General features: G+C 64.8%; 25 protein-coding genes. 16 read left to right on the top strand and 9 right to left on the bottom strand.

The window, feature by feature from the left end; genetic code table 11:
- The first annotated feature begins 2 nt into the window (after positions 1-2).
- Genes AC1Z3W_RS28010 through AC1Z3W_RS27995 form a run of 4 tightly spaced genes read left to right on the top strand, consistent with a single transcriptional unit; the run spans position 3 to position 3,296 of the window.
- On the top strand, positions 3-1,148 hold the full coding sequence (locus AC1Z3W_RS28010; protein ID WP_483508925.1) for a baseplate J/gp47 family protein: 1,146 nt from the start codon (positions 3-5) through the stop codon (positions 1,146-1,148).
- Positions 1,145-1,798, top strand: a complete 654-nt coding sequence (locus AC1Z3W_RS28005; RefSeq protein ID WP_483508923.1) for a baseplate wedge 1 family protein — start codon at positions 1,145-1,147, stop codon at positions 1,796-1,798. Before AC1Z3W_RS28010 ends, AC1Z3W_RS28005 begins: the two co-directional genes overlap by 4 nt.
- Positions 1,795-2,865, top strand: a complete 1,071-nt coding sequence (locus tag AC1Z3W_RS28000; RefSeq protein WP_483508922.1) for a hypothetical protein — start codon at positions 1,795-1,797, stop codon at positions 2,863-2,865. The genes AC1Z3W_RS28005 and AC1Z3W_RS28000 overlap by 4 nt, the downstream gene beginning before the upstream one ends.
- Complete coding sequence (locus AC1Z3W_RS27995) at positions 2,865-3,296, top strand: XkdW family protein (RefSeq protein WP_483508921.1); 432 nt, start codon at positions 2,865-2,867, stop codon at positions 3,294-3,296. Before AC1Z3W_RS28000 ends, AC1Z3W_RS27995 begins: the two co-directional genes overlap by 1 nt.
- 9 nt (positions 3,297-3,305) lie before the next feature.
- Here the strand turns inward: AC1Z3W_RS27995 and AC1Z3W_RS27990 are convergent, their stop codons facing one another.
- On the bottom strand, positions 3,306-4,043 hold the full coding sequence (locus AC1Z3W_RS27990) for a class I SAM-dependent methyltransferase (protein WP_483508920.1): 738 nt from the start codon (positions 4,041-4,043) through the stop codon (positions 3,306-3,308).
- 108 nt (positions 4,044-4,151) lie between these two features.
- On the opposite strand from AC1Z3W_RS27990, the gene AC1Z3W_RS27985 reads away from it, so the two are divergent.
- The 6 genes from AC1Z3W_RS27985 to AC1Z3W_RS27960 all read left to right on the top strand — a co-directional run bounded on the left by AC1Z3W_RS27985 (position 4,152) and on the right by AC1Z3W_RS27960 (position 7,771).
- Positions 4,152-4,415: a spike base protein, RCAP_Rcc01079 family gene (locus AC1Z3W_RS27985; RefSeq protein WP_483508919.1), complete on the top strand. Its 264-nt coding sequence runs from the start codon at positions 4,152-4,154 to the stop codon at positions 4,413-4,415.
- A 1-nt stretch (position 4,416) separates the two neighbouring features.
- A complete protein-coding gene (locus AC1Z3W_RS27980) occupies positions 4,417-6,153 on the top strand; it encodes a discoidin domain-containing protein (protein WP_483508918.1) in 1,737 nt (578 codons plus the stop codon).
- The gene (locus AC1Z3W_RS27975; protein WP_483508917.1) at positions 6,150-6,455 is read left to right on the top strand and encodes a hypothetical protein; all 306 of its coding nucleotides are present in this window, start codon (positions 6,150-6,152) and stop codon (positions 6,453-6,455) included. Before AC1Z3W_RS27980 ends, AC1Z3W_RS27975 begins: the two co-directional genes overlap by 4 nt.
- A gap of 85 nt (positions 6,456-6,540) precedes the next feature.
- Positions 6,541-6,993 carry a D-Ala-D-Ala carboxypeptidase family metallohydrolase gene (locus AC1Z3W_RS27970; RefSeq protein WP_483508916.1) on the top strand — a complete coding sequence of 151 codons (453 nt, stop codon included), beginning with the start codon at positions 6,541-6,543 and terminating at the stop codon, positions 6,991-6,993.
- Positions 6,994-7,002: 9 nt separating this feature from the next.
- The gene (locus AC1Z3W_RS27965) at positions 7,003-7,311 is read left to right on the top strand and encodes a phage holin family protein (protein ID WP_483508915.1); all 309 of its coding nucleotides are present in this window, start codon (positions 7,003-7,005) and stop codon (positions 7,309-7,311) included.
- Positions 7,301-7,771 carry a DUF2514 family protein gene (locus AC1Z3W_RS27960; RefSeq protein ID WP_483508914.1) on the top strand — a complete coding sequence of 157 codons (471 nt, stop codon included), beginning with the start codon at positions 7,301-7,303 and terminating at the stop codon, positions 7,769-7,771. The genes AC1Z3W_RS27965 and AC1Z3W_RS27960 overlap by 11 nt, the downstream gene beginning before the upstream one ends.
- A 67-nt stretch (positions 7,772-7,838) precedes the next feature.
- Here the strand turns inward: AC1Z3W_RS27960 and AC1Z3W_RS27955 are convergent, their stop codons facing one another.
- The 4 genes from AC1Z3W_RS27955 to AC1Z3W_RS27940 all read right to left on the bottom strand — a co-directional run bounded on the left by AC1Z3W_RS27955 (position 7,839) and on the right by AC1Z3W_RS27940 (position 10,967).
- Positions 7,839-8,573 (bottom strand): Abi-alpha family protein, encoded by a 735-nt coding sequence (locus AC1Z3W_RS27955; protein ID WP_483508913.1) that lies wholly within the window; start codon positions 8,571-8,573, stop codon positions 7,839-7,841.
- 63 nt (positions 8,574-8,636) lie between these two features.
- Entirely contained in the window at positions 8,637-9,032 is a 396-nt protein-coding gene (locus tag AC1Z3W_RS27950; RefSeq protein WP_483508912.1) for a type II toxin-antitoxin system HicB family antitoxin, read from the bottom strand.
- 24 nt (positions 9,033-9,056) lie between these two features.
- Entirely contained in the window at positions 9,057-9,239 is a 183-nt protein-coding gene (locus tag AC1Z3W_RS27945) for a type II toxin-antitoxin system HicA family toxin (protein WP_059771351.1), read from the bottom strand.
- Positions 9,240-9,302: 63 nt separating this feature from the next.
- Entirely contained in the window at positions 9,303-10,967 is a 1,665-nt protein-coding gene (locus AC1Z3W_RS27940) for a recombinase family protein (protein ID WP_483508911.1), read from the bottom strand.
- Positions 10,968-10,982: 15 nt separating this feature from the next.
- Here AC1Z3W_RS27940 and rimO point away from each other — a divergent pair, with 15 nt between their 5' ends.
- The 4 genes from rimO (at position 10,983) to AC1Z3W_RS27920 (ending at position 15,328) form a co-directional block, all read left to right on the top strand.
- Positions 10,983-12,356, top strand: coding sequence for a 30S ribosomal protein S12 methylthiotransferase RimO (rimO, locus tag AC1Z3W_RS27935; protein WP_483508910.1), 1,374 nt, complete (start codon positions 10,983-10,985; stop codon positions 12,354-12,356).
- Positions 12,357-12,359: 3 nt separating this feature from the next.
- A complete protein-coding gene (locus AC1Z3W_RS27930; protein WP_175826842.1) occupies positions 12,360-13,286 on the top strand; it encodes a sugar kinase in 927 nt (308 codons plus the stop codon).
- 199 nt (positions 13,287-13,485) lie between these two features.
- The gene (locus tag AC1Z3W_RS27925; RefSeq protein WP_124832961.1) at positions 13,486-14,028 is read left to right on the top strand and encodes a hypothetical protein; all 543 of its coding nucleotides are present in this window, start codon (positions 13,486-13,488) and stop codon (positions 14,026-14,028) included.
- 115 nt (positions 14,029-14,143) lie between these two features.
- Entirely contained in the window at positions 14,144-15,328 is a 1,185-nt protein-coding gene (locus tag AC1Z3W_RS27920; protein ID WP_057928896.1) for a cystathionine beta-lyase, read from the top strand.
- 77 nt (positions 15,329-15,405) lie between these two features.
- Here the strand turns inward: AC1Z3W_RS27920 and serB are convergent, their stop codons facing one another.
- The gene (gene serB, locus AC1Z3W_RS27915) at positions 15,406-16,251 is read right to left on the bottom strand and encodes a phosphoserine phosphatase SerB (RefSeq protein ID WP_057928897.1); all 846 of its coding nucleotides are present in this window, start codon (positions 16,249-16,251) and stop codon (positions 15,406-15,408) included.
- Between the two features lie 226 nt (positions 16,252-16,477).
- Positions 16,478-17,428, bottom strand: coding sequence for a LysR family transcriptional regulator (locus AC1Z3W_RS27910; RefSeq protein ID WP_483508908.1), 951 nt, complete (start codon positions 17,426-17,428; stop codon positions 16,478-16,480).
- Positions 17,429-17,551: 123 nt separating this feature from the next.
- Here AC1Z3W_RS27910 and AC1Z3W_RS27905 point away from each other — a divergent pair, with 123 nt between their 5' ends.
- Positions 17,552-18,568 (top strand): zinc-binding alcohol dehydrogenase family protein, encoded by a 1,017-nt coding sequence (locus AC1Z3W_RS27905; RefSeq protein WP_057928898.1) that lies wholly within the window; start codon positions 17,552-17,554, stop codon positions 18,566-18,568.
- A gap of 160 nt (positions 18,569-18,728) precedes the next feature.
- Positions 18,729-19,280: a DUF6013 family protein gene (locus tag AC1Z3W_RS27900; RefSeq protein WP_175826846.1), complete on the top strand. Its 552-nt coding sequence runs from the start codon at positions 18,729-18,731 to the stop codon at positions 19,278-19,280.
- A gap of 358 nt (positions 19,281-19,638) precedes the next feature.
- Here AC1Z3W_RS27900 and AC1Z3W_RS27895 read toward each other — a convergent pair whose 3' ends face one another.
- Both AC1Z3W_RS27895 and AC1Z3W_RS27890 read right to left on the bottom strand, forming a co-directional pair.
- Positions 19,639-20,442, bottom strand: a complete 804-nt coding sequence (locus AC1Z3W_RS27895) for an ABC transporter permease (RefSeq protein WP_057928899.1) — start codon at positions 20,440-20,442, stop codon at positions 19,639-19,641.
- Positions 20,439-21,140 carry an ABC transporter ATP-binding protein gene (locus AC1Z3W_RS27890; protein ID WP_124832966.1) on the bottom strand — a complete coding sequence of 234 codons (702 nt, stop codon included), beginning with the start codon at positions 21,138-21,140 and terminating at the stop codon, positions 20,439-20,441. The genes AC1Z3W_RS27895 and AC1Z3W_RS27890 overlap by 4 nt, the downstream gene beginning before the upstream one ends.
- Between the last annotated feature and the right edge of the window lie 22 nt (positions 21,141-21,162).

Raw genomic sequence — 21,162 nt, 5'->3', positions numbered from 1 at the left:
CAATGGGGCAACTCACACCGCAGGGCTACGTGGCCGAGCGGCTCGACGCCATTCTGACGCGTATGGAGGCTGGTCTCCGGCGCATCTACGGCGACGATATCGACCTGAGCCCGGACAGCCCGGACGGCCAGGCCGTTGGATTGTTCGCACAGGGCTTGGCCGATATCAACGAGCTTGGCGCCGCCGTCTACCGAGCGCTGGATCCGGATTACGCAGGTGGCAAATGGCTGGAGCAACGTGTTGCGTACGCGGGGCTCAGGCGACTCGGCGCGCGGTACAGCCGCATGCTGAGCGTGATCTTGCTCGGCACGCCGCATCGGACCATTCCGGCCGGCGCCGTTGTGTCGGACCCGCAGCGCGTGCGCTGGCAACTGATCCGCGATGTCGTGCTGAACGACGCGGGCTCGGGCCGCGGCGATTTCCGGAGTGAGGAACGCGGCGCGTTCACTAACCCGGTCGGCACGGCGTTGAAGATCGAGACGATCGTGAGCGGGTGGGATTCGGCAACGACGTTCACGGCGGGCGAGACCGGCGCGCCTGAGGAACTCGATCCGGTGCTGCGCGCACGTTTCGCGCGTTCGCGCGCGCGGCCGGCGCAGAACTCGGCCGAGACGATCGAGGCGAAGCTCGATGAGCTGGACGACGTGCGCGAGGTGATCTGCCTCGAGAACTGGACTGACACGACGGACGCCAACGGCGTGCCACCCCGAAGCATCAACGTGATCGTCGACGGAGGCGACGATGCGGCCATCGCGAAGATCATCTTCGACAACAAAACGTCGGGCACCGGCATGCGCGGTGACGTTGAATACTTCGTGCGGGACAGGAAGGGCCGCCAACGGAAGATCCTGTTCGATCGCCCGAGGATCCGCGACTGCACCGCGTATTTGCAGTTGAAGCGCGACCGCGGACTGCAGGCTATCGACGAGGACGCGATCAAGAATGCGCTGGCCAGGTACCGCTACAGCATCGGTCAGGACGTTGCGCTGTCGCGCCTCTACACACCCGTGAACACGGTGCCGGGTTTCACGATTGAGACGTTCAAGGTCGGCTTCGTGGACGGCGTAATGCTCCCGGAAAACCTCACCATCGGGCCGCGCGAACGTGCGCGCTTCTTGCCCGAGAACATCGAGATCATTCCGCTATGAGTTACGACCGCCTGCTGATCTGGCAGTACAAGGGCAAGCCGCGCGCCGGCGCGCACGCGAAGCTGATCGACGATGAGATCCGCCGCGCGTGGGCCGGCATCGCGGCGCTTCCGGAGGCGCTCGATATCGACACGGCGCGCCGCGCGAACCTCGACCTCGTCGGGAAGCACGTCGGCCAGGCACGCGTGCTCACCGACATCGTGCCGCGCGACTACTTCGGCTTCTACGGAGAGGGTGGCGGCGCGTTCCGCGTGCATGGCACCGGCGGGTCGAAGTTCTACAGGCTTGGCGACCCGCTGAACGATTCCGTTGAGCTGGATGACGACGATTACCGCTTCCTGATCCGCTGCCGCATCGCGAAGAACTTCATGGTCGGCACGATTCCGGAAATGATGGACGCGCTCGACTTCATCTTCGATGGGCACGCGGACGTGTCGGACAACTACGACATGTCGATCTCGATCGTCATCGGCATTTCCGCGCTGTCCGACTTCTTGATTTATGCGATTCGAAACCTCGACGTGCTACCGCGCCCCGTGGGCGTGGGCGTGTCGCTTTACTTCACCATCACTGACCGCCCGTTCGGATTCGCCGGCCTGCCTGGCACGTACGGGTTCGGTGTCGGTGCCTTTGCGAGGATTTTGCGATGACGATTTTCGAGCGTCCCGACGAGGACGTGTTTGCCGCTGGCGCGCGGCCGGGCGAGGTTGACGACTTCCCGAACGTCGCGCGCGGGTGGGGTGTCGCGCTCGACCAGACCGGCGGGCGGCCGCCGATGGAGTGGTTCAACTGGCTCGGCCGACGCATCGATCGGGCGATCCGCTACTTCATGCAGCGCGGCGTTGCGCAGTGGTCGGCGACCGAGACGTATCCGGAAGGCGCCATCGTGCAGCACAACGGGATCATGTACCGCGCTGACGTGGAAAACGAGGGGCGTGCGCCCGATGGGTCGCCGGGGCACTGGGGCGCGCCTTGGGCGCCGACAGTTGCCGAGGACGACACGTCGCTTCGCGTCGTGAACACCGAGTTGCTCGAGAAGCGGCTCGCGGCCTATGTGTCCGAAGACGACCTCGGCACCTACGCGACGCAGGAATGGGTGAAGGGATACGCGGTCTACGGAGAATCCGTGCGATATGTGCTGACGACCAACCCCGACAGAAACGCGGCATGGCTTACCGTTGCGGGCAACAATATCGGCCGGCTCTGGACCGATGCGAACTTCAACCCCGACACGAAGTTCGACCGTGCGGGTGGCCAGATTACGAACCGCGTGATTGTCGGGCGTGATGGGTGGCAGGCCGACATTCAGCTGCAGAACCGCCGGCCTGGCCAGGCCGCGAGCACATTCCTGCGTGCGCGCGATGGTGGCGGCCTTGAGGTCATCAACTCCGCCTACGACGGCGTGCCTTTCGCGACCGATGATTACGGCAACGTCATCTTGCGCGGACGCCAGATTCTGAACCCTGACGGCAATCTGTACCTCGGCTTCCGGGGCGGGTGGCTGTCCGACCAGCTTGGCCATATCGACAACGCTATTGGCGCTAGAGCTGCTGCGGGCTCAAGGGTGCAGTGGGATTCAGGGGTCAATAATTTTGGCTCGATCGAACGCCTCAACGGTGCGCTTCCAGCTCCCTGGGTGGTTTGCGGCTTGGCTGGCCCTGGTAACGGTACGGCAAATGCGATCGCTGTTCTGGGTGTTGTATTGAGGAACCAGTAATGAAAAATGATGGGATTTGGCTCAACGTTGAGCAAGCGGCGTTCATCCTCGAGCGAAAGTTTCCGCTGCTCGCGCGGGGTGTGGACTACTGGCCCGCGCATCCGGTCGACGACAAAACGCTGGTGCAAACCAAGACGGCGTGGGTTCCCATCTGGTTGCCAGAGGGCATTCCGCATCCTACGCCTGACGATCTGCTGGCGTGGTGGCCGGAATTCAGTGACGAGTACACGTCTCTCGAATCGTCGGAGAGCGCGAGGAAGACGCGGGATGAACTCCTCGCGCAGGCCGACCTGCTGGTCGAGCAGGCGACGGATGATGGAAATTCGAGTCTGGAGGCCGCGCTTCGGGACTATCGAAGCAAACTTCGAGCAGTCCCGGAACAGGAAGGGTTTCCGTTCGATGTGGTGTGGCCGGACCGGCCGGTTGAGTGAGGTATGCGGTCACCTATCCTTCGTAAAAATCAGGATCTGTGACCGCCCGAACATTAGCTTAAACCCGGTCAGGAGACGGCCGATGCTCTTTACGCCGGGATAAGTGCCGGCGGCGGTGCCGCGCGCAATTTTGCGCGTCCAAAGAAGCGAGAGCGGCTTCAGCAGGAGATAGATCGGGATCAACGCCGGGCGCTTATTCCGGTCTATGCGGATTTCTTCGAGCGTGCAGCCCATCGCACCGAACAGGTAGATCAGTTGGAGCGGCGTGAACGGGCTTACGTGTCCGCGATCGACTGGAGCGCCGTGCGTCTGGCGGGCGCCTCGCGCATCGAACTGAAAGAACGTCCCAGTGAAAAGAAATTGCAGCCTCGAATGCAGGTTCGAAACGTTCGGTGTCGAAACGATGATGGTTCCATCCCGTTTTGTGATGCGAACCAATTCTGAAATTAAATTTACCGGATTTAATACGTGCTCAACGCCTTCGAGGCAGGTGACAGCACCGAACTCGTCGTTCGGAAATGGCAGAGACGCTTCCATGTTGGCGACGACTGAATCGTTCTCGCCGTGAATATCAGCTTGCACGACATCGTGGCCAAGCGCGCCGAGCGATGCTGCGAATGCGCCCGAGCCGGATGGAATATCGAGGATCTTAATTTTTCTCGTATGGCGTCCATTGAAGTACTGGAGCACCTTTTTCATGTATCCAGTCTGACCATTGAGGTAATAGCTGTAGTCGCGATGCTTCATTGTGATTTTCCGTAAGACACATGGGTCAGAGCTGTATATCAGTCCGTGATCGCGACTTAAATCGGACGAGTCTGAAAATGGATTGGGATTTTCTATATAGGAATAGACATGGCACAGAAGGCAATCGACCGACACCCCGCGGGGCGCACGAGCGTCGACAGCATCACCGACCTGTGGAAGGTCGTGCCGTCCGATGTCGACGACATGAAGTACGTCTCGCGCGTGCTGATTGTGGAAGTCGCCGGCAACTTCCATCTCACGATGGCGAGCGGCACCGAAGAAACGGTTGCGCTGAAGGAAGGCTGGCACCCGATGCGTGTGCGGCGCGTGTTCGAGAGCGGTACGACCGGGCAGTGCCTGGCAGGAGACTGACGTGATCGGCGTGAATGTGATGTTGGTAGAGCAGGCCATCGCGGGGCGCGTGGTCGAGATGCCGCCGGATCGCTTCTGCACGGCGCGATACTGGCGGATCTACATGCCGGTCCCGAACCCGGTGACGCCCGCCGAATACCTGTCCATCGGCCGTGTGTGGATGTATCGCGCCCGGCTGCAGCTGACGTACGACGACGCCACCACGTCGGAAAGTTCCGCGTACAACGGCCGCAACGCCGGGCTGTCGTTCCGGACGGCCCCGATGGAGGATCCGCAGGCGGTCGCGGACGCGTGGACCAGCTCGATCGCGAACGCGGTGAACCAGTGGATCGAGGTGGACTTCGGGGTGCCGCGCGACGTCGACGAGGTGGCGCTGGTGCCGCTGATGTTTCGCGATGGCGCCCGCAACCCGCGAACCTATGCGATCCAATACTCGAGCGACGGGCATGCGTGGACGACGGTTTATTTCGCAAGCGGCGTCGACTGGACCGACGGGCAGCCGAAGCGGGTAACAGTGCCGGCCCAGTTGCGCCCGGCCGTGGATCTCGATTTCGTGCTGCGCCCGACAATTCCAGCCGGGTGGCGCTTCGCGCGCAGCACGACCGCGACTTACTTCGACGCGAGCGGCGTGCAGCAGACCGCGGCCGCGAACGCGCCGCGCTTCGACCACAACCCCGCAACGAAATCGCCGTGTGGGCTGCTTCTTGAAAGCGAGCGCACGAATTATCTGCAGAACTCCGATGCAATCGAGCGATGGATTTCTACCGATGTGAGTATCACGCCTGACGGTACTTGTGCGCCGGATGGCCGAATGCCGGCACGGCTCATCACGGAGCAGGTGGGTTCACCGTCCGTGCACACGGTGTGGCAAAGTGTCCCGATGTCGGTCGGGCCAGCCATGTTCACCTACGTAAAGCGGCTGCGGAAAAAGGAGCGCGACACGGCGATACTACAATTGACCGGCTATGTGTCGGGTGAGTATTGTTGGGCGAGCTTCGACCTATCCACTGGTGTCGTGCGCAGGCTGCGGACACAGGGTAGCAGGTGGAGCATCGTCGACGCATCGATGGTGAGACTTACGGATGACTGGTGGGAGTGCCGATTGACAGGCATGGTGACAAAGGAGGATGCCGTGCGTGGCACGACCTTCCTTACCCTCGATGGTTTTCAGTTCAACTATGTCGGTGATGGAGTGTCGGGGCTGTATTCAGGTGGTAGTCAACTGGAACTTTCCGGTTTTGCGACTAGCAACATCCCGACAGGATCGGCCGCGGCGACGCGTGCCAGCGACAAGATGACGTATACGAATCCTCCGTTTATACCAGGCGATGGCACGATCCTGCTCGACGCGGCTTTCGTTGGTGTGCTTGGTGGTGGCGCATTTGCGATCTCGCTCGACGATGGTGTGAACAACGGCATCGGCGTCTACAAGACGAATGGGTCAGGGGCGCTGAACGTCTACGTCGGCAACGTGATGCCCCTCGGCGTCACGGTTGCGGACGGGCAGCGCTTCCGCGTCGCGATTGCGTGGACCGACAACGGCACCAGCGCGTCGGCGTCGATAAACGGACAAGCAGCGCGCGCGTTTCCCAATCCGGCGCGCGTGTCACCGACGGCGCTTTCGGTGGCTTCCGCGCGCGGGGGCGGGTTCACGTCCAACCTGTGGGCCCGCGGCGTCCAGTACTGGCCCTACCGGATGTCCGACGCGGACCTTTCTGACCTGACGAGGCTGCTATGACGTTCTTTGATTACTACCTGCGCGGAGACGCTGCCCGTAGCGTCTCAGCCGCGCTCGCGCGCGCCGGGCTGTCCACACTCGTGCAGAACGACGATGAAGTCGTCGTGAGCTTCGCACCGGGTGTCTCGGTGGACTGGATCGGCGTGCTTTCCGATGCATCCGACGAGGACGCCGAGCCGGTGCCGCTGCCAGGTTGGCACGCCAACTTGCGGCTCGATCGCGAGCTCACCGACGACGAGCGCGCGGCGCTGACCGACGTGCTGATCGATCCGCCGGCCGCGCCACGCCGCGTCTGGGCGTAAGCCCGCCCGCATTCACCACGACCGCCTTCGGGCGGTTTTTTCGTTTACGGCCGCCGCGTGCGGCCGCTTTCGTATGGAGCTGCTGATGAAACTGACCGACCACTTCGCGCTGTCGGAGCTGACGCAAAGCGAGACCGCGGCACGCCGCGGCATCGACAACACGCCGGCGCCGGCGATCGTCGAGAACCTGACGCGCACTGCGCAGACGCTGGAGAAGGTGCGCGTTCTGCTCGGCGCGAAGCCGATCCTCATCTCTTCGGGCTATCGCTCGCCGGCGTTGAACAGGGCGGTCGGCGGCGCGGCAAACAGTGCGCACGTGCAGGGGCTCGCAGCAGATTTCACCTGTCCGGGGTTCGGCTCGCCGCTCGATATCTGCAAACGGCTGGTCGAGGCCCGGATCGAGTTCGACCAGCTGATTCAGGAGGGTACGTGGGTGCACATCGGCCTCGTGCCGGTGGGACGGCGGCCGCGTCAGCAGGTGCTGACTGCGCACTTCGGCGGCGGCGCGACGCGCTACTCGACGGGCCTGTCGGCATAAGGAGGATGCATGCAGCTGAACCCACACGAAAAAGAACTGCTGACGCTCGTTGCACTCGGTGCGGTGATCGGCCTGGGGAAGCTGCTCGTCGGTGGCGAGCGGCTGACCGTGCGCATCCTGCTCGGTCGAATGATTATCGGGGCAGGGCTGTCGTCGAGCGCTGGCGCGATTCTCATCATGTTCAAGGAACTGGAGCCGACCGCGCTGATCGGCGTCGCGTCGGCTATCGGCATCCTCGGGCAGTCGGTCCTCGAGGCGGCGGCGCAGCGCTTCATTGGCCGCACGCCAACGCAACCGGGAAACGGCAATGGCCAGTAAATTCCTCACGGCCGCCGTCGTAGCGGTAGCCGTCGGTGCGGCCGGCGGCTACATCAAAGGGCATCGTGACGCCGACCAGTCTGCCACGGTGGAAACGCAGGCGAAGCGCATCCGGGACCTCGTCGCGGAGCGCGACGAGAGCAACCGGATCGCTCGTCAACAACAGGAGAACGCTGTAAATGCGGCGAAGAAACGAGAGGAGGCGATGGCCGATGCTGCTGCCGCTGGTGCTGCTGCTGTCGGCCTGCGCAAGCAAGTTGCCGAGCTCATCGAACGGGCCCGACATTCCGACGCTACGTCCGGAGGCCCGGCAACCGGTGACGCCCTCGATCTGCTTGCCGACGTGCTCGGCCGGACTGATGAGGCTGCGGGCGAGTTCGCTCGAATCGCTGACGACCGTGGCATCGCCGGCCGACAGTGCGAGGCCGATTACGATTCCTTGACCATGCCCGCGAGCTAACTGAGGAGAGAGTTCCGAGGCGGCACAGGATTGTTAAATGGAATCTTCGAGTTGCACGGCGCTGCAATTATTGGCTGATATTCTCGAATGGACTAATATCATCCGGCAAACAGGATTTTGCAAAAAGTTTACCGAACTCAGTCAAGTTTAAATGGTAAATGGTGTGCACTCCGACTTGTTTGCGCCCGTTAAATTCTGGCTCTTGCGGATTCCTTTGTTCGAATACCGTAATATTTAGACTGTGCAGGTGCGCGCAATACATCGAGAAATTGCTGGGGTGGGAGAGTGTTTCAAGTGGAAATTCGTTTTGCAGAATCTCTCGGCCGGTGAATTTGTGTTCTTTTGCATCCCATGAATCATATGCTTTCAGGATTCGATCACTCTTGCTAAGGTGATAGACCATGATTGCTTCGTCCGGCGACAGCTGGGAAATTATAGACGCAAATGCGGGGTGTGCTTCACTGACCCGTTCTTTGTCGATTGCGCGCGCAAGGAGATTTAGGAAAAGTTCAGTAAGAACATTTTCCTCTTCGAGATAGCGCAAGCTCTCAATTATCTTTCCGGTGATGTGCGGGTGTGCTGGGGTGAGGTTCTCTTCCGGAACTTTTTCGTTGACGCGTTGCAGATACGCGAGCCAGCGATCATGTTTGGCCGCCAAATAATCAACAGGCGCTAAGATAAAACGAGATGCTTTAACGGTCACGCGTGCAGCTTCGCCGATTTCTCTGAACGCAGGTCCCGCAACGTCGTCGTAAACCTTTTCAACCGGTAATACTTTGGCAAGCGAATCGAGCCAGGTCATTTTTCCACCTCACATGATTTCGGTTCAGGCACGATCATCCGGATGATTCACGAACGAAGGATGTCAGTGAGCCGAGGCCATTTCGTGCTCGGCGGCGAGCGCGAGAAACGCCGACCGCGACAACTTGCGCGTGGTGGCAACCGCGTCGATCTGCTGCAGCAGGCGCTCCGGCATGCTGACGTTGAAGCGCACGGCCTTCGCGTTGATCTTCGACAGGTCGATATCGAAGAGCATCCAGACACCACCTTCGTATTCGGGATTTTTCGCGAGGACCTCAAGCCGTGACGGGGCCGGCACCGGCCCCTCTTCGCCGTAGTAGTGTGCCTCGACGGCCTCCTGCACAGCGGCGGGAAGCCCCTCCAACGTATCGGCGGCCGCAAAGCAGCCGGGAAAGTCGGGGAAGGTGACGCCGTGCGCGTGCTTGGCGTCACCGACATGGACATAGAGCGGGTAGAGCATTCGTCTCTCCTCAAAAACTGCCGGTCACTTAAGACCGGCTTGTTTCAAGATGCTGCGCACCGTTGCGATCAGCAGGTCTTTCTTCGGGTGTGGCACCGTGACCTTGCCGGGCTTCGTCGGGTGTTTGAACTGATGGTGCGACCCGACGGTATGGACGTGATACCAACCGTCTGCCTTGATTCGCTTAATGAGTTCGGTGCTGTTCATGTGTGTAATTATACACAATACACACGAATACACAACATCCGAATGGAGAGGTTTTGCGATCCGCTATGCATCAAGCGGCAAGGGCAGGTCGCCCGCGTCTCCCTTCGTAACGTCGAAGTTCTCTTCGGTCGTCCAGCTTCCGGTTTGTCGATCGAGGTTGAGCAGCCGCGTAGCGCCGCGCTTCGCAATGAGAATCAGGCCGATGGTTCCATCGTCGGCGTCGGGGCGAAATCCCGACTGGAAAATTACGATCCGCGAGAACGTATCCGCGACGAGCTGTCGCGCCATCATGCGCGCGTCGTAGTCTAGGTCCTCAACCCCGCGTGCCAGCTCGCGCCACGCATCAGCGGCGGCCGGCGCAACGTTCGACGCCGAGGCGGCGAGGTGATGCTCGAGCGAATCGACGTCGCGGCGCTCGCTCGCGAGTTGGCTTTCCAGCTCGCGGATTCGGCGAAGCACCGCGGCTGGCACCTCTCCGTCATCTTCTAGCAAGGCATCGGCGACGCGTCGAGTCTGCGCTTCGAGCTCGCCGACGCGCTGCCGTGCGGTTGCCAACTGTGCGCTGAGGGCCGCGGTTCCGCCGTCGCCTTCAAGCAGGCGCGTCAAATTCATCTGGTCTGAGCAATACAGCATCAGCGCCCGCTCAACCGGCACAACGCTGCAGCTCCCGCTGACTTTGCAACCGGCGCCCGTACTGTACGTGACACAGTGCAGCCGGCGGTGCCCCGGAGCGGGGCGCCCGTCTGCCATACGTTTGCGACTCATGAGGTTTTGCGCCACGATTGCTGCGCCGCAGTATCCGCAGTGGGTGATACCGAGCCCGGTTACGACACCGGGGATTTCCCCCTTTCCCTTGCGCCGACCGCGTTGCTCGGCCAGGTATCGCAGATCAGCGAATTCGGCCGGCGTCAGCAGGGCGGGGTAGTAACCCTCGAGCCGGAACGCTTCACCGTCGACCTCGACGGATTTCTCGCCAAGCAGCATGCGGTTCGCCAGCAGCCGGTAGAGGTTCGACGACTGCGTGCGCCCGCTCTCGGTGATTTGCAGTCGTCGCTCGGCCAGATCGCGAACGATCCGGACGGCACCGTGCCCCTGTTTGAACATCGCGATGACGTGGCGCACCGCTTCTGCACGCTCCGGTATCAACTCGAATCCGCCGCTTTCTCGTTCCCGAACCCAGTGCGGATCCTTCCCGACCCGGATCGGCGCGCGCCACGTGCCGGCGATCCAGCCCTGACACTGCCGGCGGATCGCCGCCTTGACGCGCTTGCTCTTCGTGTCAGATTCCTCGTGTGCCCGGATCATCACCAGCAGGCTGTAGACGAGGTCCATCGGCTGCGCCTTGAGGCGCTCGCGGTTGTACTCGCGGCCGTCGCTGGCTGTCACGACGGTGATCCCGGCGTTTACGATCTGCGCGAGCTGCGCCTGCGCCTGTAGCGGCTCGGCGCGACTTAGCCGGTCCAGACCCTCAACGATCAGCACAGAGCCGGCGAGCACCTGGCCGTCCTCGACGGCGCGAAGGAACACCCCGAGCGCGCCTTGCCGGACGTGGCGCTGATGGTAGGCGGACAATCCCTCGTCACGAAGTGAAAGGGACGCATCAAGTTCCAGCTCGTGATCGGCCGCCCAGCGAGCCGCATACTCGAGCTGGCGGTCTATGCTGCCGCCGACCGCTTGTTTTGGGTCGCTGAACCGTAAATAGCTGTAAACTCTCGCTTTTGCTGCCAAGCCCCACACTCCCAGATGTCTCAAAAAATTTCATCGGCACCGCGTATAGGTATGGTATCCCTCGGGTGCCCGAAGGCCCTCGTCGACTCCGAACAAATCATCACGCAGCTGCGTGCCGAAGGTTATGAAATCTCCGGCACCTACGATGGCGCCGACCTCGTCGTCGTCAACACCTGCGGTTTCATCGACGAAGCCGTGCAGGAAAGCCTCGACGCGATCGGCGAAGCGCTGACCGAGAACGGCAAGGTGATCGTCACCGGCTGCCTCGGCGCGAAGTCGAGCGCCAGCGGCTCGAACCTCATCGAGGAAGTCCATCCGAAGGTGCTCGCCGTCACCGGCCCGCACGCGGTGGGCGAAGTGATGCAGGCCGTGCATTCGCACCTGCCGAAGCCGCACGACCCGTTCACCGACCTCGTGCCGGCCGCCGGCATCAAGCTCACGCCGCGTCACTACGCATACCTGAAGATTTCCGAAGGCTGCAACCACCGCTGCACGTTCTGCATCATCCCGTCGATGCGCGGCGATCTCGTGTCGCGTCCGGTCGCCGAAGTGATGCTCGAGGCGGAAAACCTGTTCAAGTCGGGCGTGAAGGAACTGCTCGTGATCTCGCAGGACACGAGCGCGTACGGCGTCGACGTGAAGTACCGCACGGGCTTCTGGAACGGCAAGCCGATCAAGACGCGCATGACCGACCTGGTCGCCGCGCTCGGCGAACTCGCCGCGCAGTACGGCGCATGGGTGCGCCTGCACTACGTGTATCCGTATCCGAGCGTCGACGAAGTCATTCCGCTGATGGCCGGAGGCCCGTTCAAGGGCCATGTGCTGCCGTATCTCGACGTGCCGTTCCAGCACGCGCATCCGGAAGTGCTGAAGCGCATGAAGCGGCCGGCGAACGCGGAGAAGGTGCTCGAGCGCGTGCAGAAGTGGCGCGAGATCTGCCCGGACCTGACGATCCGCAGCACGTTCATCGCCGGCTTCCCCGGCGAGACGGAAGAGCAGTTCGAATCGCTGCTCGACTTCATCCGCGAGGCGGAACTCGATCGCGTCGGCTGCTTTGCGTATTCGCCGGTCGAAGGCGCGACCGCGAACGAACTGGACGGCGCGCTGCCGGACGACGTTCGCGAGGAACGCCGCGCGCGCTTCATGGAAGTCGCCGAGGAGGTATCGGCGCAGCGCATCCAGCGCAAGGTCGGCAAGACCCTCAAGGTGCTGATCGACGAAGTCAGCGAAGAAGGCGGCATCGGCCGCACGGCGGCGGATGCGCCGGAGATCGACGGCGTCGTCTATGTCGAGCCGGCGACGAAGGCGTCGAAGCGCTACAGGGTTGGCGACTTCGTGTCGGTGAAGATCACGGGCGCGGACGGCCACGACCTGTGGGGCGAGGTTTAAGCGATGACCGCCGCATTTCCGCAGATCCTCGCGCTCGGCGAGGCGATGATCGAATTCAACCAGTCGCAGCCGGGCCGTCCGGAGTTCCTGCAGGGCTTCGGCGGCGACACGTCGAACTTCTGCATCGCCGCGGCGCGCCAGGGTGCGTCGACCGGCTTCGTGTCGGCGATCGGCGACGATCCGTTCGGCCGCTTGCTGACCGACATGTGGGCGGCGGAGCACGTCGACACGACGTACGTGCGGATCGACCGTACGGCGCCGACCGGCGTGTATTTCGTCACGCACGGCGCCGACGGCCACCAGTTCGACTATCTGCGCGCGGGCTCCGCGGCGAGCCGCTACGCGGTGACCGACCTGCCGCTCGAGGCGCTGGCCGCAGCGAAGGCCGTGCACCTGTCGGGCATCAGTCTCGCGATCAGCACGGCTGCGTGCGACGCCGCGTTCGCGGCGATCGACCATGCACGCAGCAACGGCGCGCAGGTCAGCTTCGACACGAACCTGCGCCTGAAGCTGTGGCCGCTGCCGCGCGCCCGTGCGGTGATGCGCGAGGCGCTGCGCCTGACGGGTATCTGCCTGCCCAGCTGGGACGACGTCACGGCGCTCACGGGCGCGAACGACCGCGACGCGATCGTCGATGCGATGCTCGAGCACGGGCCGCAGATCGTCGCGCTGAAGCTCGGCAAGGAAGGTGCGTACGTTGCGACCCCGAACGAACGGCGTGTGGTGCCGGGCTTCGCGGTTGCGGCCGTCGACGCCACGGGCGCGGGCGACTGCTTCGGCGGCGCGTTCGTGGCACGGATCGTCGCGGGCGACGATCCGTTCGCGGCCGCGCGTTATGCGAACGCGGCGGCGGCGCTGTCGACCACGGGCTACGGCGCGGTCGCGCCGATTCCGCACCGCGATGCGGTGGAACGCCTGATGCAGGGCTGACGCGGATCACGCACGCCGGCCACGCGACGCACTCATCGCATACCCGAATGACGGGCGACGTGAACGGGCGCGGGCGGGTGTGCGTGCCGCATCAGTGCTTTCGCATGGTGGTCGCTATACGCTCGTGACGATGTGCATTGGCGACGAGCGGCGTATCGTCGCGATTGTCGAGCGAATCTGAAGCAAGGAGCAATACAAGGTGGGTCGATATTCGGAATGGCAACGGGCGCTGGTGATTGCCGGCGCGCTGACGGCGGGCCTCGCGATGCCGGGTGCGGTCGCGGCGCAGGCTGTCGCGCCGGGCGCGCAGCAGGATGAAGCGGCGCCCGCACGGCCGCTGCGGCCGAACCCGGAATTCGCCCGCCTGCCGCGCTACGAGGGCACGCTCGGCGACCGGCCGATCGTCGTGCATCTCGGCCCGAAGACGGACGAGGAGGGCGTGCACGGCGAATACCAGTTCGCGGACACGGGCGAGGTGATCCTGCTCGCCGGCGATCGTGACGGCGACACGCTCGAAATCGAGGAATCGAACGACGGCACGAACATCACGGGCGTGTGGATCGGTCGCTTCGACTCGACGGGCGACCTGAAGGCCGACCGGATGAACTCGGATGAATCGGATCCGCAGCCCGTCGTGCTGCGCCCGGCGCCGGGCAAGCGCGCGGCGCTGCAGGTACGCGACGGCCGCGTACAGGAAATCGAGACGGTCGGCGGCGTCGTCAACCTGCGCACCGACGACTGAGTACGCGCTGGCTCGGTGCGTGCGGCGCGCATTGTACCGGGCCAACCGCGCCGATTTTGGCTAATCTAGCCCCATCTTCCGCAACCGAACGGCCTTTTTACCGGCCTCCTGCCCTATGACTGCATCCACTCCGAAGCGCGCACTCCAGACCCGCATCGTTCAACCCGACGACGTCATTCCGGAAGGCTTCCGTTCGTTCGTGCCGCCGGTCGCGCGTGCATCGACGGTCGTGTTCCCCGATCTCGCGACGATGCGCGCGCTGGTCTGGCACAACGACAACCAGTGGCGCTACGGGCTGCATGCGACCCCGACGTCGCTCGCGCTCGCGCAGCGGCTCGCCGAGATCGAGGGCGGCACGCACGCGCTGCTGCAGCCGTCGGGCCTCGCGGCGATCATGAACGTCTATTTCGGGATCGTGAAGGCGGGTGACGACGTGCTGATCCCGCACAACATCTACGGGCCGAACGCCGATTTCGGCAACTGGCTCGCGAAGGATTTCGGCATCACCGCGCGCTTCTACGATCCGCTCGTCGGCGCGGGGATTGCCGACCTGATCCAGCCGAGCACGCGGCTGATCTGGATCGAGGCGCCGGGCTCGGTGACGATGGAAGTGCCCGACGTGCGCGCGATCACGACGGTCGCGCAGGCGCGCGGCATCGTCACCGCGATCGACAACACGTATTCGGCCGGGCTCGCGTTCAAGCCGTTCGAGCATGGCGTCGACATCTCGGTGCAGGCACTGACGAAGTATCAGTCGGGCGGCAGCGATGTGCTGATGGGGGCGACGATCACCGCGAACGCGGAACTGCACGCACAACTGAAGCTCGCGCGGATGCGCTGCGGGATCGGTGTGTCGGTCGACGATTGCTCGCTCGTGCTGCGCAGCCTGCCGAGCATGCAGGTGCGCTTCGATGCGCACAGCAAGAGCGCGCTTGCGCTCGCGCAATGGCTGAAGGCGCGGCCGGAGATCGCGGCGGTGCTGCATCCGCAACTGCCCGACTGCCCGGGACACGCGTCGTTCGTGCGCGACTTCACCGGCGCGGGCGGGCTGTTCTCGGTGGTGTTCGACGAACGCTACGGCAGCGAGCAGATCGATCGTTTCGTCGAAGCGCTCGAGCTGTTCGCGATCGGCTGGAGCTGGGGCGGCGCGTGCAGCCTCGCGATGCCCTACGACGTGGCGTCGATGCGTGCGGACTGGCCGCATCGCGGCACGCTGGTGCGCTTCTACATCGGTCTCGAAGCCGAAGCCGACCTGCGCGCGGACATCGAGCGCGCGCTGCAGGCGACGCTCGGCCGATAACGAAACCGAATCGGAACGACAAAACGCCGGCGCGATGCAACATCGCGCCGGCGTTTTTCATGGGCGGCTCGTGCGGATCAGAACAGCCGCAGCAGCCCGTCGAGGCCGACATGGTCGAATGCGACGGTCGCCGCATCGCGCACGACGGGCTTTGCATGGAACGCGACCGACAGCCCGGCCTCGGCCATCATCTTCAGGTCGTTCGACCCGTCGCCCATCGCGATCGCGCGGCTCGGCTCAAGGCCGAGCGATGCGCAGGTATCGCGCAGCATGCGCGCCTTCACGTCCGCGTTGACGATCTCGCCGAGCACCTTGCCGGTCAGCTTGCCGTCGACGATCTCGAGTGTGTTCGCATGCGTGTAGTCGAGGCCGAGGCGCGCCTTGAGCCGCTCGGTGAAGAACGTGAAGCCGCCCGACACGAGCAGCGTCTTCATGCCCGCGGCCTTCACGCCGGCGAGCATCGTTTCCGCGCCCGGCGACAACTGCAGCCGCTCCTCGTACACGCGCTCGAGCGCCTGCGCGTCAAGCCCCGCGAGCAGCGCGACGCGGCGCGTGAGGCTCTCGTTGAAGTCGCGGATCTCGCCGCGCATCGACGCTTCGGTGATCTCCGCGACCTGCGTCTTGAGCCCGCAGAAATCGGCGATCTCGTCGATGCATTCGATCGTGATCAGCGTCGAATCCATATCCATCACGACGAGCCCGAAATCGCCGAGCGTGCGGCCGGCTTCGACGAAGCCGAAGTCGAGCGCATGCGTGCCGCAGTACGCGTCGATGTCGAGACGCTGCGTGGGGTTCGCGTTTTCGATGCGCAGCGCGTGATCGTCGGTCTGCACGATGCGGGTGCCGCGCGACAGCGCGAGCAGCGGTTTGTGATGCGCGTCCGACAGCGGCGCGAGACTCTGGATGACGAGGTTGTGGGTCATGGCGGAATGATTGGAAGCGAATGAAACGCGTGCGCGGCCGGCCGGCGTGCGGCCGCCTGCGAACGCGGGCCCCGTCCGGCGTCGGGCCGCTGCGTTGCGAACGCGCCATTGTAGCCGGTTGGTATCCGATAGCTACCCGATAGCTATCGGATACCTGCCGGGGCGCCGCGCGGTCGCCGTGCCGCGAGCCGTACGCGGCGCTTCGCCGGGCCCTGCGGGCTTTGGGCTATTGGGGCGATGGTCCGTCCGCGCGATCCCAGTAAGGCGGATCGCCGAAGTGTTCGGCCAGGAACGCGATGAACGCGAGCGTCTTCAGCGGCACGTGCGCGCGGCTCGGATAGACGGCCCAGATCGCGACGTCGTTCGCGAACGGGTAGTCGTCGAGCACGGTGACGAGCGCGCCGCTCGCAAGCAGTGGGCCGACATCCCAGGTCGACTTGATCGCGATGCCGAAGCCGTCGACGAGCGCTTCGCGGATCGCCTCGCCGTTGCTCGCGACGAGCCGGCCGCCGACCCGCACGGTGAGCGGACCCTGCGGCGTGACGAACGACCAGTCGCGCTGGTCGCCGAGGATCACGCATTCGTGCTGCGCGAGATCGGCCGGATGGCGCGGCGTGCCGTGTTCGGCGAGATACGCGGGCGAGCAGCACAGCACGCGCCGGTTCGCGGCGAGCTTGCGCGCGACGAGCGTCGAATCCTTCAGCGCGCCGAGGCGGATCGCGACGTCGTAGCCGTCGTCGACGAGATCGACGATCTCGTCGGACAGCCGCAGGTCGAGCGACACGGACGGATAGCGGCGCAGGAACGCGGGAATCACGGGCGCGACGTGCTGGCGGCCGAACGACGACGACATCGACACCTTGAGCCGTCCATAAGGCTCGCTTCGGCCGTGGCCGACCGACGCGCGCGCGGCGTCGGCGGCCGACAGCAGCGCCTCGGCGCGGGCCATGAAGACTTCGCCGTCCTGCGTGAGGCTGATGCGGCGTGTGGTGCGATGCAGCAACCGCGCGCCGAGCTGGCGCTCGAGCTGCGCGATGCGCGCGCTGGCGACCGCGGCCGACACGCCGAACTCGCGTCCGGCCGCGCTCACGTTCGCGAGCAGCGCGGCGCGCACGAACAGGCCGACGTCGAGCAGGTCGAGCGGCTTGTCGGGGGCCGGGATCGGCTCGGACGCCATTATTCTGAAATTCCTGAAAATGTTTCAGGAAATATAGCGGTTTTCTCGAAGGATCGGGAGGCCTACGATGGCACTCATGGGGCTGCGCCGCGGCCCGCCCGATTTCCCTGAAGGAGTGTCGTGATGAAAGCCGTTGGACTGACTCGTTACCTGCCGATCGACGACCCGCAGGCGCTTGTCGACGTGGAACTGCCACAACCGGTGCCGGGCCCGCGCGACCTGCTCGTGAAGGTCGAGGCGATTTCCGTGAACCCGGTCGACACCAAGGTGCGCGCGCCGAAGCCGCAGGTCGAGGAGACGCCGCGCGTGCTCGGCTGGGATGCGGCCGGTACGGTCGTCGCGGTCGGTGCCGAGGTCACGCTGTTCCGGCCCGGCGACGAGGTGTTCTACGCGGGCAGCATCACGCGCCCCGGCGCGAACAGCGAATTCCACGCAGTCGACGAGCGGATCGCCGCGCGCAAGCCGCGTACACTCGATTTCGCGGCGTCGGCCGCATTGCCGCTCACCGCGCTGACCGCGTGGGAGGCGCTGTTCGACCGGCTGCGCGTGTCGCCGCAGGGCGCGGACGCGGGCAAGTCGGTGCTGATCATCGGCGGCGCGGGCGGGGTGGGTTCGATCGCGATCCAGCTCGCGAAGACGCTCGCCAGGCTGCGCGTGATCGCGACCGCGTCGCGCCCGGCGTCGGCCGAATGGGTGCGCTCGCTCGGCGCGGACGACGTGGTCGACCATTTCGGCGACCTGCCCGCGCAGTTGCGTGACATGGGCCATCCGAGCGTCGATTACGTGCTGATCTTCAACGACACGGACCGTCATTTCCCCGCCGCAGCGGAAGTCATCCGGCCGCAGGGCGGCATCTGCACGATCGTCGAGAACGGGAAGCCGGTTCCGGTCGAGTTGCTGAAGGCGAAGAGCGCTGCGTTTCACTGGGAATTCATGTTCACGCGCGCGATGTTCGAGACGCCGGACATGATCGAGCAGCACAAGATCCTGAGCGAGGTGGCCCGGCTCGTCGACGGCGGCACGCTGCGCACGACGCTCGGCGAACAGCTCGGCACGATCAACGCGGCGAACGTGCGGCGCGCGCACCAACTGCTCGAGGCCGGGCGCGCGATCGGCAAGCTGGTGCTGAGCGGCTTCTGAGCCGGCGTCGCGCCTACGGGATGCCGTGCCGCGAACGCAAGCGGGGTAACACCCGATGCGTTTGCGGCGCACTGCATGCCGCTTGGCGGTAGACTGGCAACGCATCATGCATCGAAAACCGCGCGGCACGCGCGTGCCGCCGCATTACAAGGAGGTCAGCATGAGCCAACGCAGCTTGTCAGTCGCCGTATCGTGGTCGGCCGTGTTCGCGGCGGCGTGCGTCAGCGCGAGCGTATTCGCGGCGCCGCCGGTCAAGGGCAGCCTGAAGGGCGGCGGGACAGGGCAGCTCGAATACACCGTCAAGGTCGACTCGAAGACCTTCGGCAATACGCAGGAGACCCGCAAGATCCGCTCGGGTGAAACGGACGACTTCAACTGGAAGTCGGTGCCGCCGGGCGGCGCGGTCGCGATGCCGGACGGTTGCCCGAACGCCGACAACCTGCCGCGCGACGCGAACGGCGCGATGGTGCGCCAGACCCAGGTGCGGCTCGCGCCATCGGTCGACGCGAAGGGGACCGCGAACGTGCAGATGAGCTTCCAGGCGGCCGCGCCGAAAGGCACGCGCACCGTAAGCGCGGGCGGCAAGTCGTTGCAATGCCCGGACGTCGTATCGGTGAGCCAGGTCAAGTGGGTGTCGATCTCGACCAATGGCGGTTCGAAGTCCGTTACGATGAGCGACGGCACCAAGGTGACGGTGTCGATCAAGCACTGAGCGGTGCGCGCGGGCCGGCCGCCTCCGGTGCGCGCGCAACCAACGCCGGGGCCTATCCGGTCGATCCGTGCAGGGCCGCGCGTGATGGTTTCGTGGCGCGCGTCGTCGGGCTTCCATCGTTTGGTGCTCGACTTCGCCAAGCCGGGCGTGCGCTGCCAGGGCGGCCATTTTCCCGGTGGCTTGCGTGACCTCATGCGGGTGTCACGCTATCTTCGCGGCATCCTCCTTCTCTTTTCCGAACATTTCCGAACGACATGACGATGAAACATCGCATGCGCTCGACAAGCGTCGCCCCGCCCGCTGACGGCGGGTCGCACGGATGCCGCGTGCGTGTTGCTGCACCGGGCGTCAATGCGTGTCAATGCGCGCGTTCCTCGAGCCGCGATGCGAGAAAGCGGTGATCGGCCGAGAACAGCCGGCGATACGTCATCAGCACCGCGCCGACGGTGCCGAGTGCGGACGCCGCGGCGATCAGGAACATGATCACGATCTGGTAGCGCACGGCCTGCAGCGGCGACTGGCCGGCCAGCACCTGACCGGTCATCATCCCCGGCAGGCTCACGACGCCGACGACGGCCATCTGGTTGAGCGTCGGCAGCATGCCCGCGCGCACGGCCTGGCGCGCGGCGTCCTGCGCGGCTTCCCAGCGCGTTGCGCCGAGTGCGAGCGCGGTCTCGACGCGGTCGCGCCGCGCGGTCAGTTCCTCCATCATCCGTTCGACGCCCAGCGACACGCCGGTGAGCGTATTGCCGAGGATCATCCCGAGGATCGGGATCGCATACTGCGGCGCGTACCACGGATGAATGCGGATCACGACGAACAGGCCGATGGCCGCGACGAACCAGCTGCTGAACCAGATCGACGCGATGCTGTCGATGCGTTGTCCGCGATAGGCGTGCCTGCCGCGACCGGCGCCCGCGAAGCCCGCGATCAGTGTCATCAACGCGGTGAGCGGCAGCACGACGGTCCAGTGTGGATGGCCGAACACCCAGCCGAGCACGTAGCCGATCGCGAGCAGCTGCACGACGGTGCGCACGGCGGCAAGCGCGAGCTTGCGTCCGAGGCCGAGCGACAGCGCAGCCGAGATCGCGCCGTTGACCGCGACCAGCGCGGCGGCGATGCCGACGTCGACGAGACTCAGGTCCTGCAGTGCCGGGCTCATTGCGCAGCCTCCGTCGCGCTCGCCGTGTGCAGCACGCCGGCCTGCATCACGAGCCGCATCGTGCCGATCCGTGCGGCCTGCGCCGGATCGTGCGAGATCCACATGTACGCGCGCGCGTCGGACGCCGCGTCGAACCAGGCGCCGACGAGCGCTTCGATCGCGCGCGTCGAATCGGGATCGAGCGCGGACGTCGGCTCGTCGAGCAGCAGCACGTCGGGATCGAGCTGCAGCACGCGCAAAAGCGCGGCGATCTGTGCCTCGCCGCCCGACAGTTCGCTCGCACGCTTGTCGAGAAAGTCGGCGCCGCGACCGGCGCGCGCCGCGAGCGCTTCCGCACGCGTGCGGTCGAAGGTCACGTCGCGATAGATCGCGAGCGAGTACGGGTAGCGCAATTGCGCTTCGACGGTACCGTCCATCTGCGCGGGCCGCTGGCGCACGTACGCGATGCTGCGCCGGTAGCGCGGCATCGCGCCGCGCCTCACCCGCTTGCCGCGCCACATGATGTGGCCGCCGTCGAGCGGATCGAGCAACGCGAGCGCGCGCAGCAGCACGCTCTTGCCGGAACCCGACGGTCCCGTGATAGCAATTCGCGATCCCGCGGCGAGGCTGAAGTCGGTCGGCGCGAGCAGTGTCTTGCCGCTGCTGGCGTCGCGGCGCGTGATGTGCTGCGCATCGATGAGACCGGTGGGGACTGTCATGTCACAAATGAAAAAAAGCGTT

The sequence above is a fragment of the Burkholderia sp. 10_S31 genome (assembly GCF_056930375.1).
This window is presented reverse-complemented; position numbering and strand designations above follow the sequence as displayed.

Bases quoted from the DNA above. Each gene is read 5' to 3' on its own strand.
- AC1Z3W_RS27930 (WP_175826842.1), top strand. From the start codon at position 12,360: ATGACCGCCGCATTTCCGCAGATCCTCGCGCTCGGCGAGGCGATGATC.
- serB (WP_057928897.1), bottom strand. From the start codon at position 16,251: ATGACCCACAACCTCGTCATCCAGAGTCTCGCGCCGCTGTCGGACGCG.
- AC1Z3W_RS27900 (WP_175826846.1), top strand. From the start codon at position 18,729: ATGAGCCAACGCAGCTTGTCAGTCGCCGTATCGTGGTCGGCCGTGTTC.
- AC1Z3W_RS27945 (WP_059771351.1), bottom strand. From the start codon at position 9,239: ATGAACAGCACCGAACTCATTAAGCGAATCAAGGCAGACGGTTGGTAT.
- AC1Z3W_RS27895 (WP_057928899.1), bottom strand. From the start codon at position 20,442: ATGAGCCCGGCACTGCAGGACCTGAGTCTCGTCGACGTCGGCATCGCC.
- AC1Z3W_RS28000 (WP_483508922.1), top strand. From the start codon at position 1,795: ATGACGATTTTCGAGCGTCCCGACGAGGACGTGTTTGCCGCTGGCGCG.
- AC1Z3W_RS27910 (WP_483508908.1), bottom strand. From the start codon at position 17,428: ATGGCGTCCGAGCCGATCCCGGCCCCCGACAAGCCGCTCGACCTGCTC.
- AC1Z3W_RS27975 (WP_483508917.1), top strand. From the start codon at position 6,150: ATGACGTTCTTTGATTACTACCTGCGCGGAGACGCTGCCCGTAGCGTC.
- AC1Z3W_RS27965 (WP_483508915.1), top strand. From the start codon at position 7,003: ATGCAGCTGAACCCACACGAAAAAGAACTGCTGACGCTCGTTGCACTC.
- AC1Z3W_RS27890 (WP_124832966.1), bottom strand. From the start codon at position 21,140: ATGACAGTCCCCACCGGTCTCATCGATGCGCAGCACATCACGCGCCGC.
- AC1Z3W_RS28010 (WP_483508925.1), top strand. From the start codon at position 3: ATGGGGCAACTCACACCGCAGGGCTACGTGGCCGAGCGGCTCGACGCC.
- AC1Z3W_RS27995 (WP_483508921.1), top strand. From the start codon at position 2,865: ATGAAAAATGATGGGATTTGGCTCAACGTTGAGCAAGCGGCGTTCATC.
- AC1Z3W_RS27970 (WP_483508916.1), top strand. From the start codon at position 6,541: ATGAAACTGACCGACCACTTCGCGCTGTCGGAGCTGACGCAAAGCGAG.
- AC1Z3W_RS27990 (WP_483508920.1), bottom strand. From the start codon at position 4,043: ATGAAGCATCGCGACTACAGCTATTACCTCAATGGTCAGACTGGATAC.
- AC1Z3W_RS28005 (WP_483508923.1), top strand. From the start codon at position 1,145: ATGAGTTACGACCGCCTGCTGATCTGGCAGTACAAGGGCAAGCCGCGC.
- rimO (WP_483508910.1), top strand. From the start codon at position 10,983: ATGTCTCAAAAAATTTCATCGGCACCGCGTATAGGTATGGTATCCCTC.
- AC1Z3W_RS27905 (WP_057928898.1), top strand. From the start codon at position 17,552: ATGAAAGCCGTTGGACTGACTCGTTACCTGCCGATCGACGACCCGCAG.
- AC1Z3W_RS27955 (WP_483508913.1), bottom strand. From the start codon at position 8,573: ATGACCTGGCTCGATTCGCTTGCCAAAGTATTACCGGTTGAAAAGGTT.
- AC1Z3W_RS27920 (WP_057928896.1), top strand. From the start codon at position 14,144: ATGACTGCATCCACTCCGAAGCGCGCACTCCAGACCCGCATCGTTCAA.
- AC1Z3W_RS27985 (WP_483508919.1), top strand. From the start codon at position 4,152: ATGGCACAGAAGGCAATCGACCGACACCCCGCGGGGCGCACGAGCGTC.
- AC1Z3W_RS27960 (WP_483508914.1), top strand. From the start codon at position 7,301: ATGGCCAGTAAATTCCTCACGGCCGCCGTCGTAGCGGTAGCCGTCGGT.
- AC1Z3W_RS27950 (WP_483508912.1), bottom strand. From the start codon at position 9,032: ATGCTCTACCCGCTCTATGTCCATGTCGGTGACGCCAAGCACGCGCAC.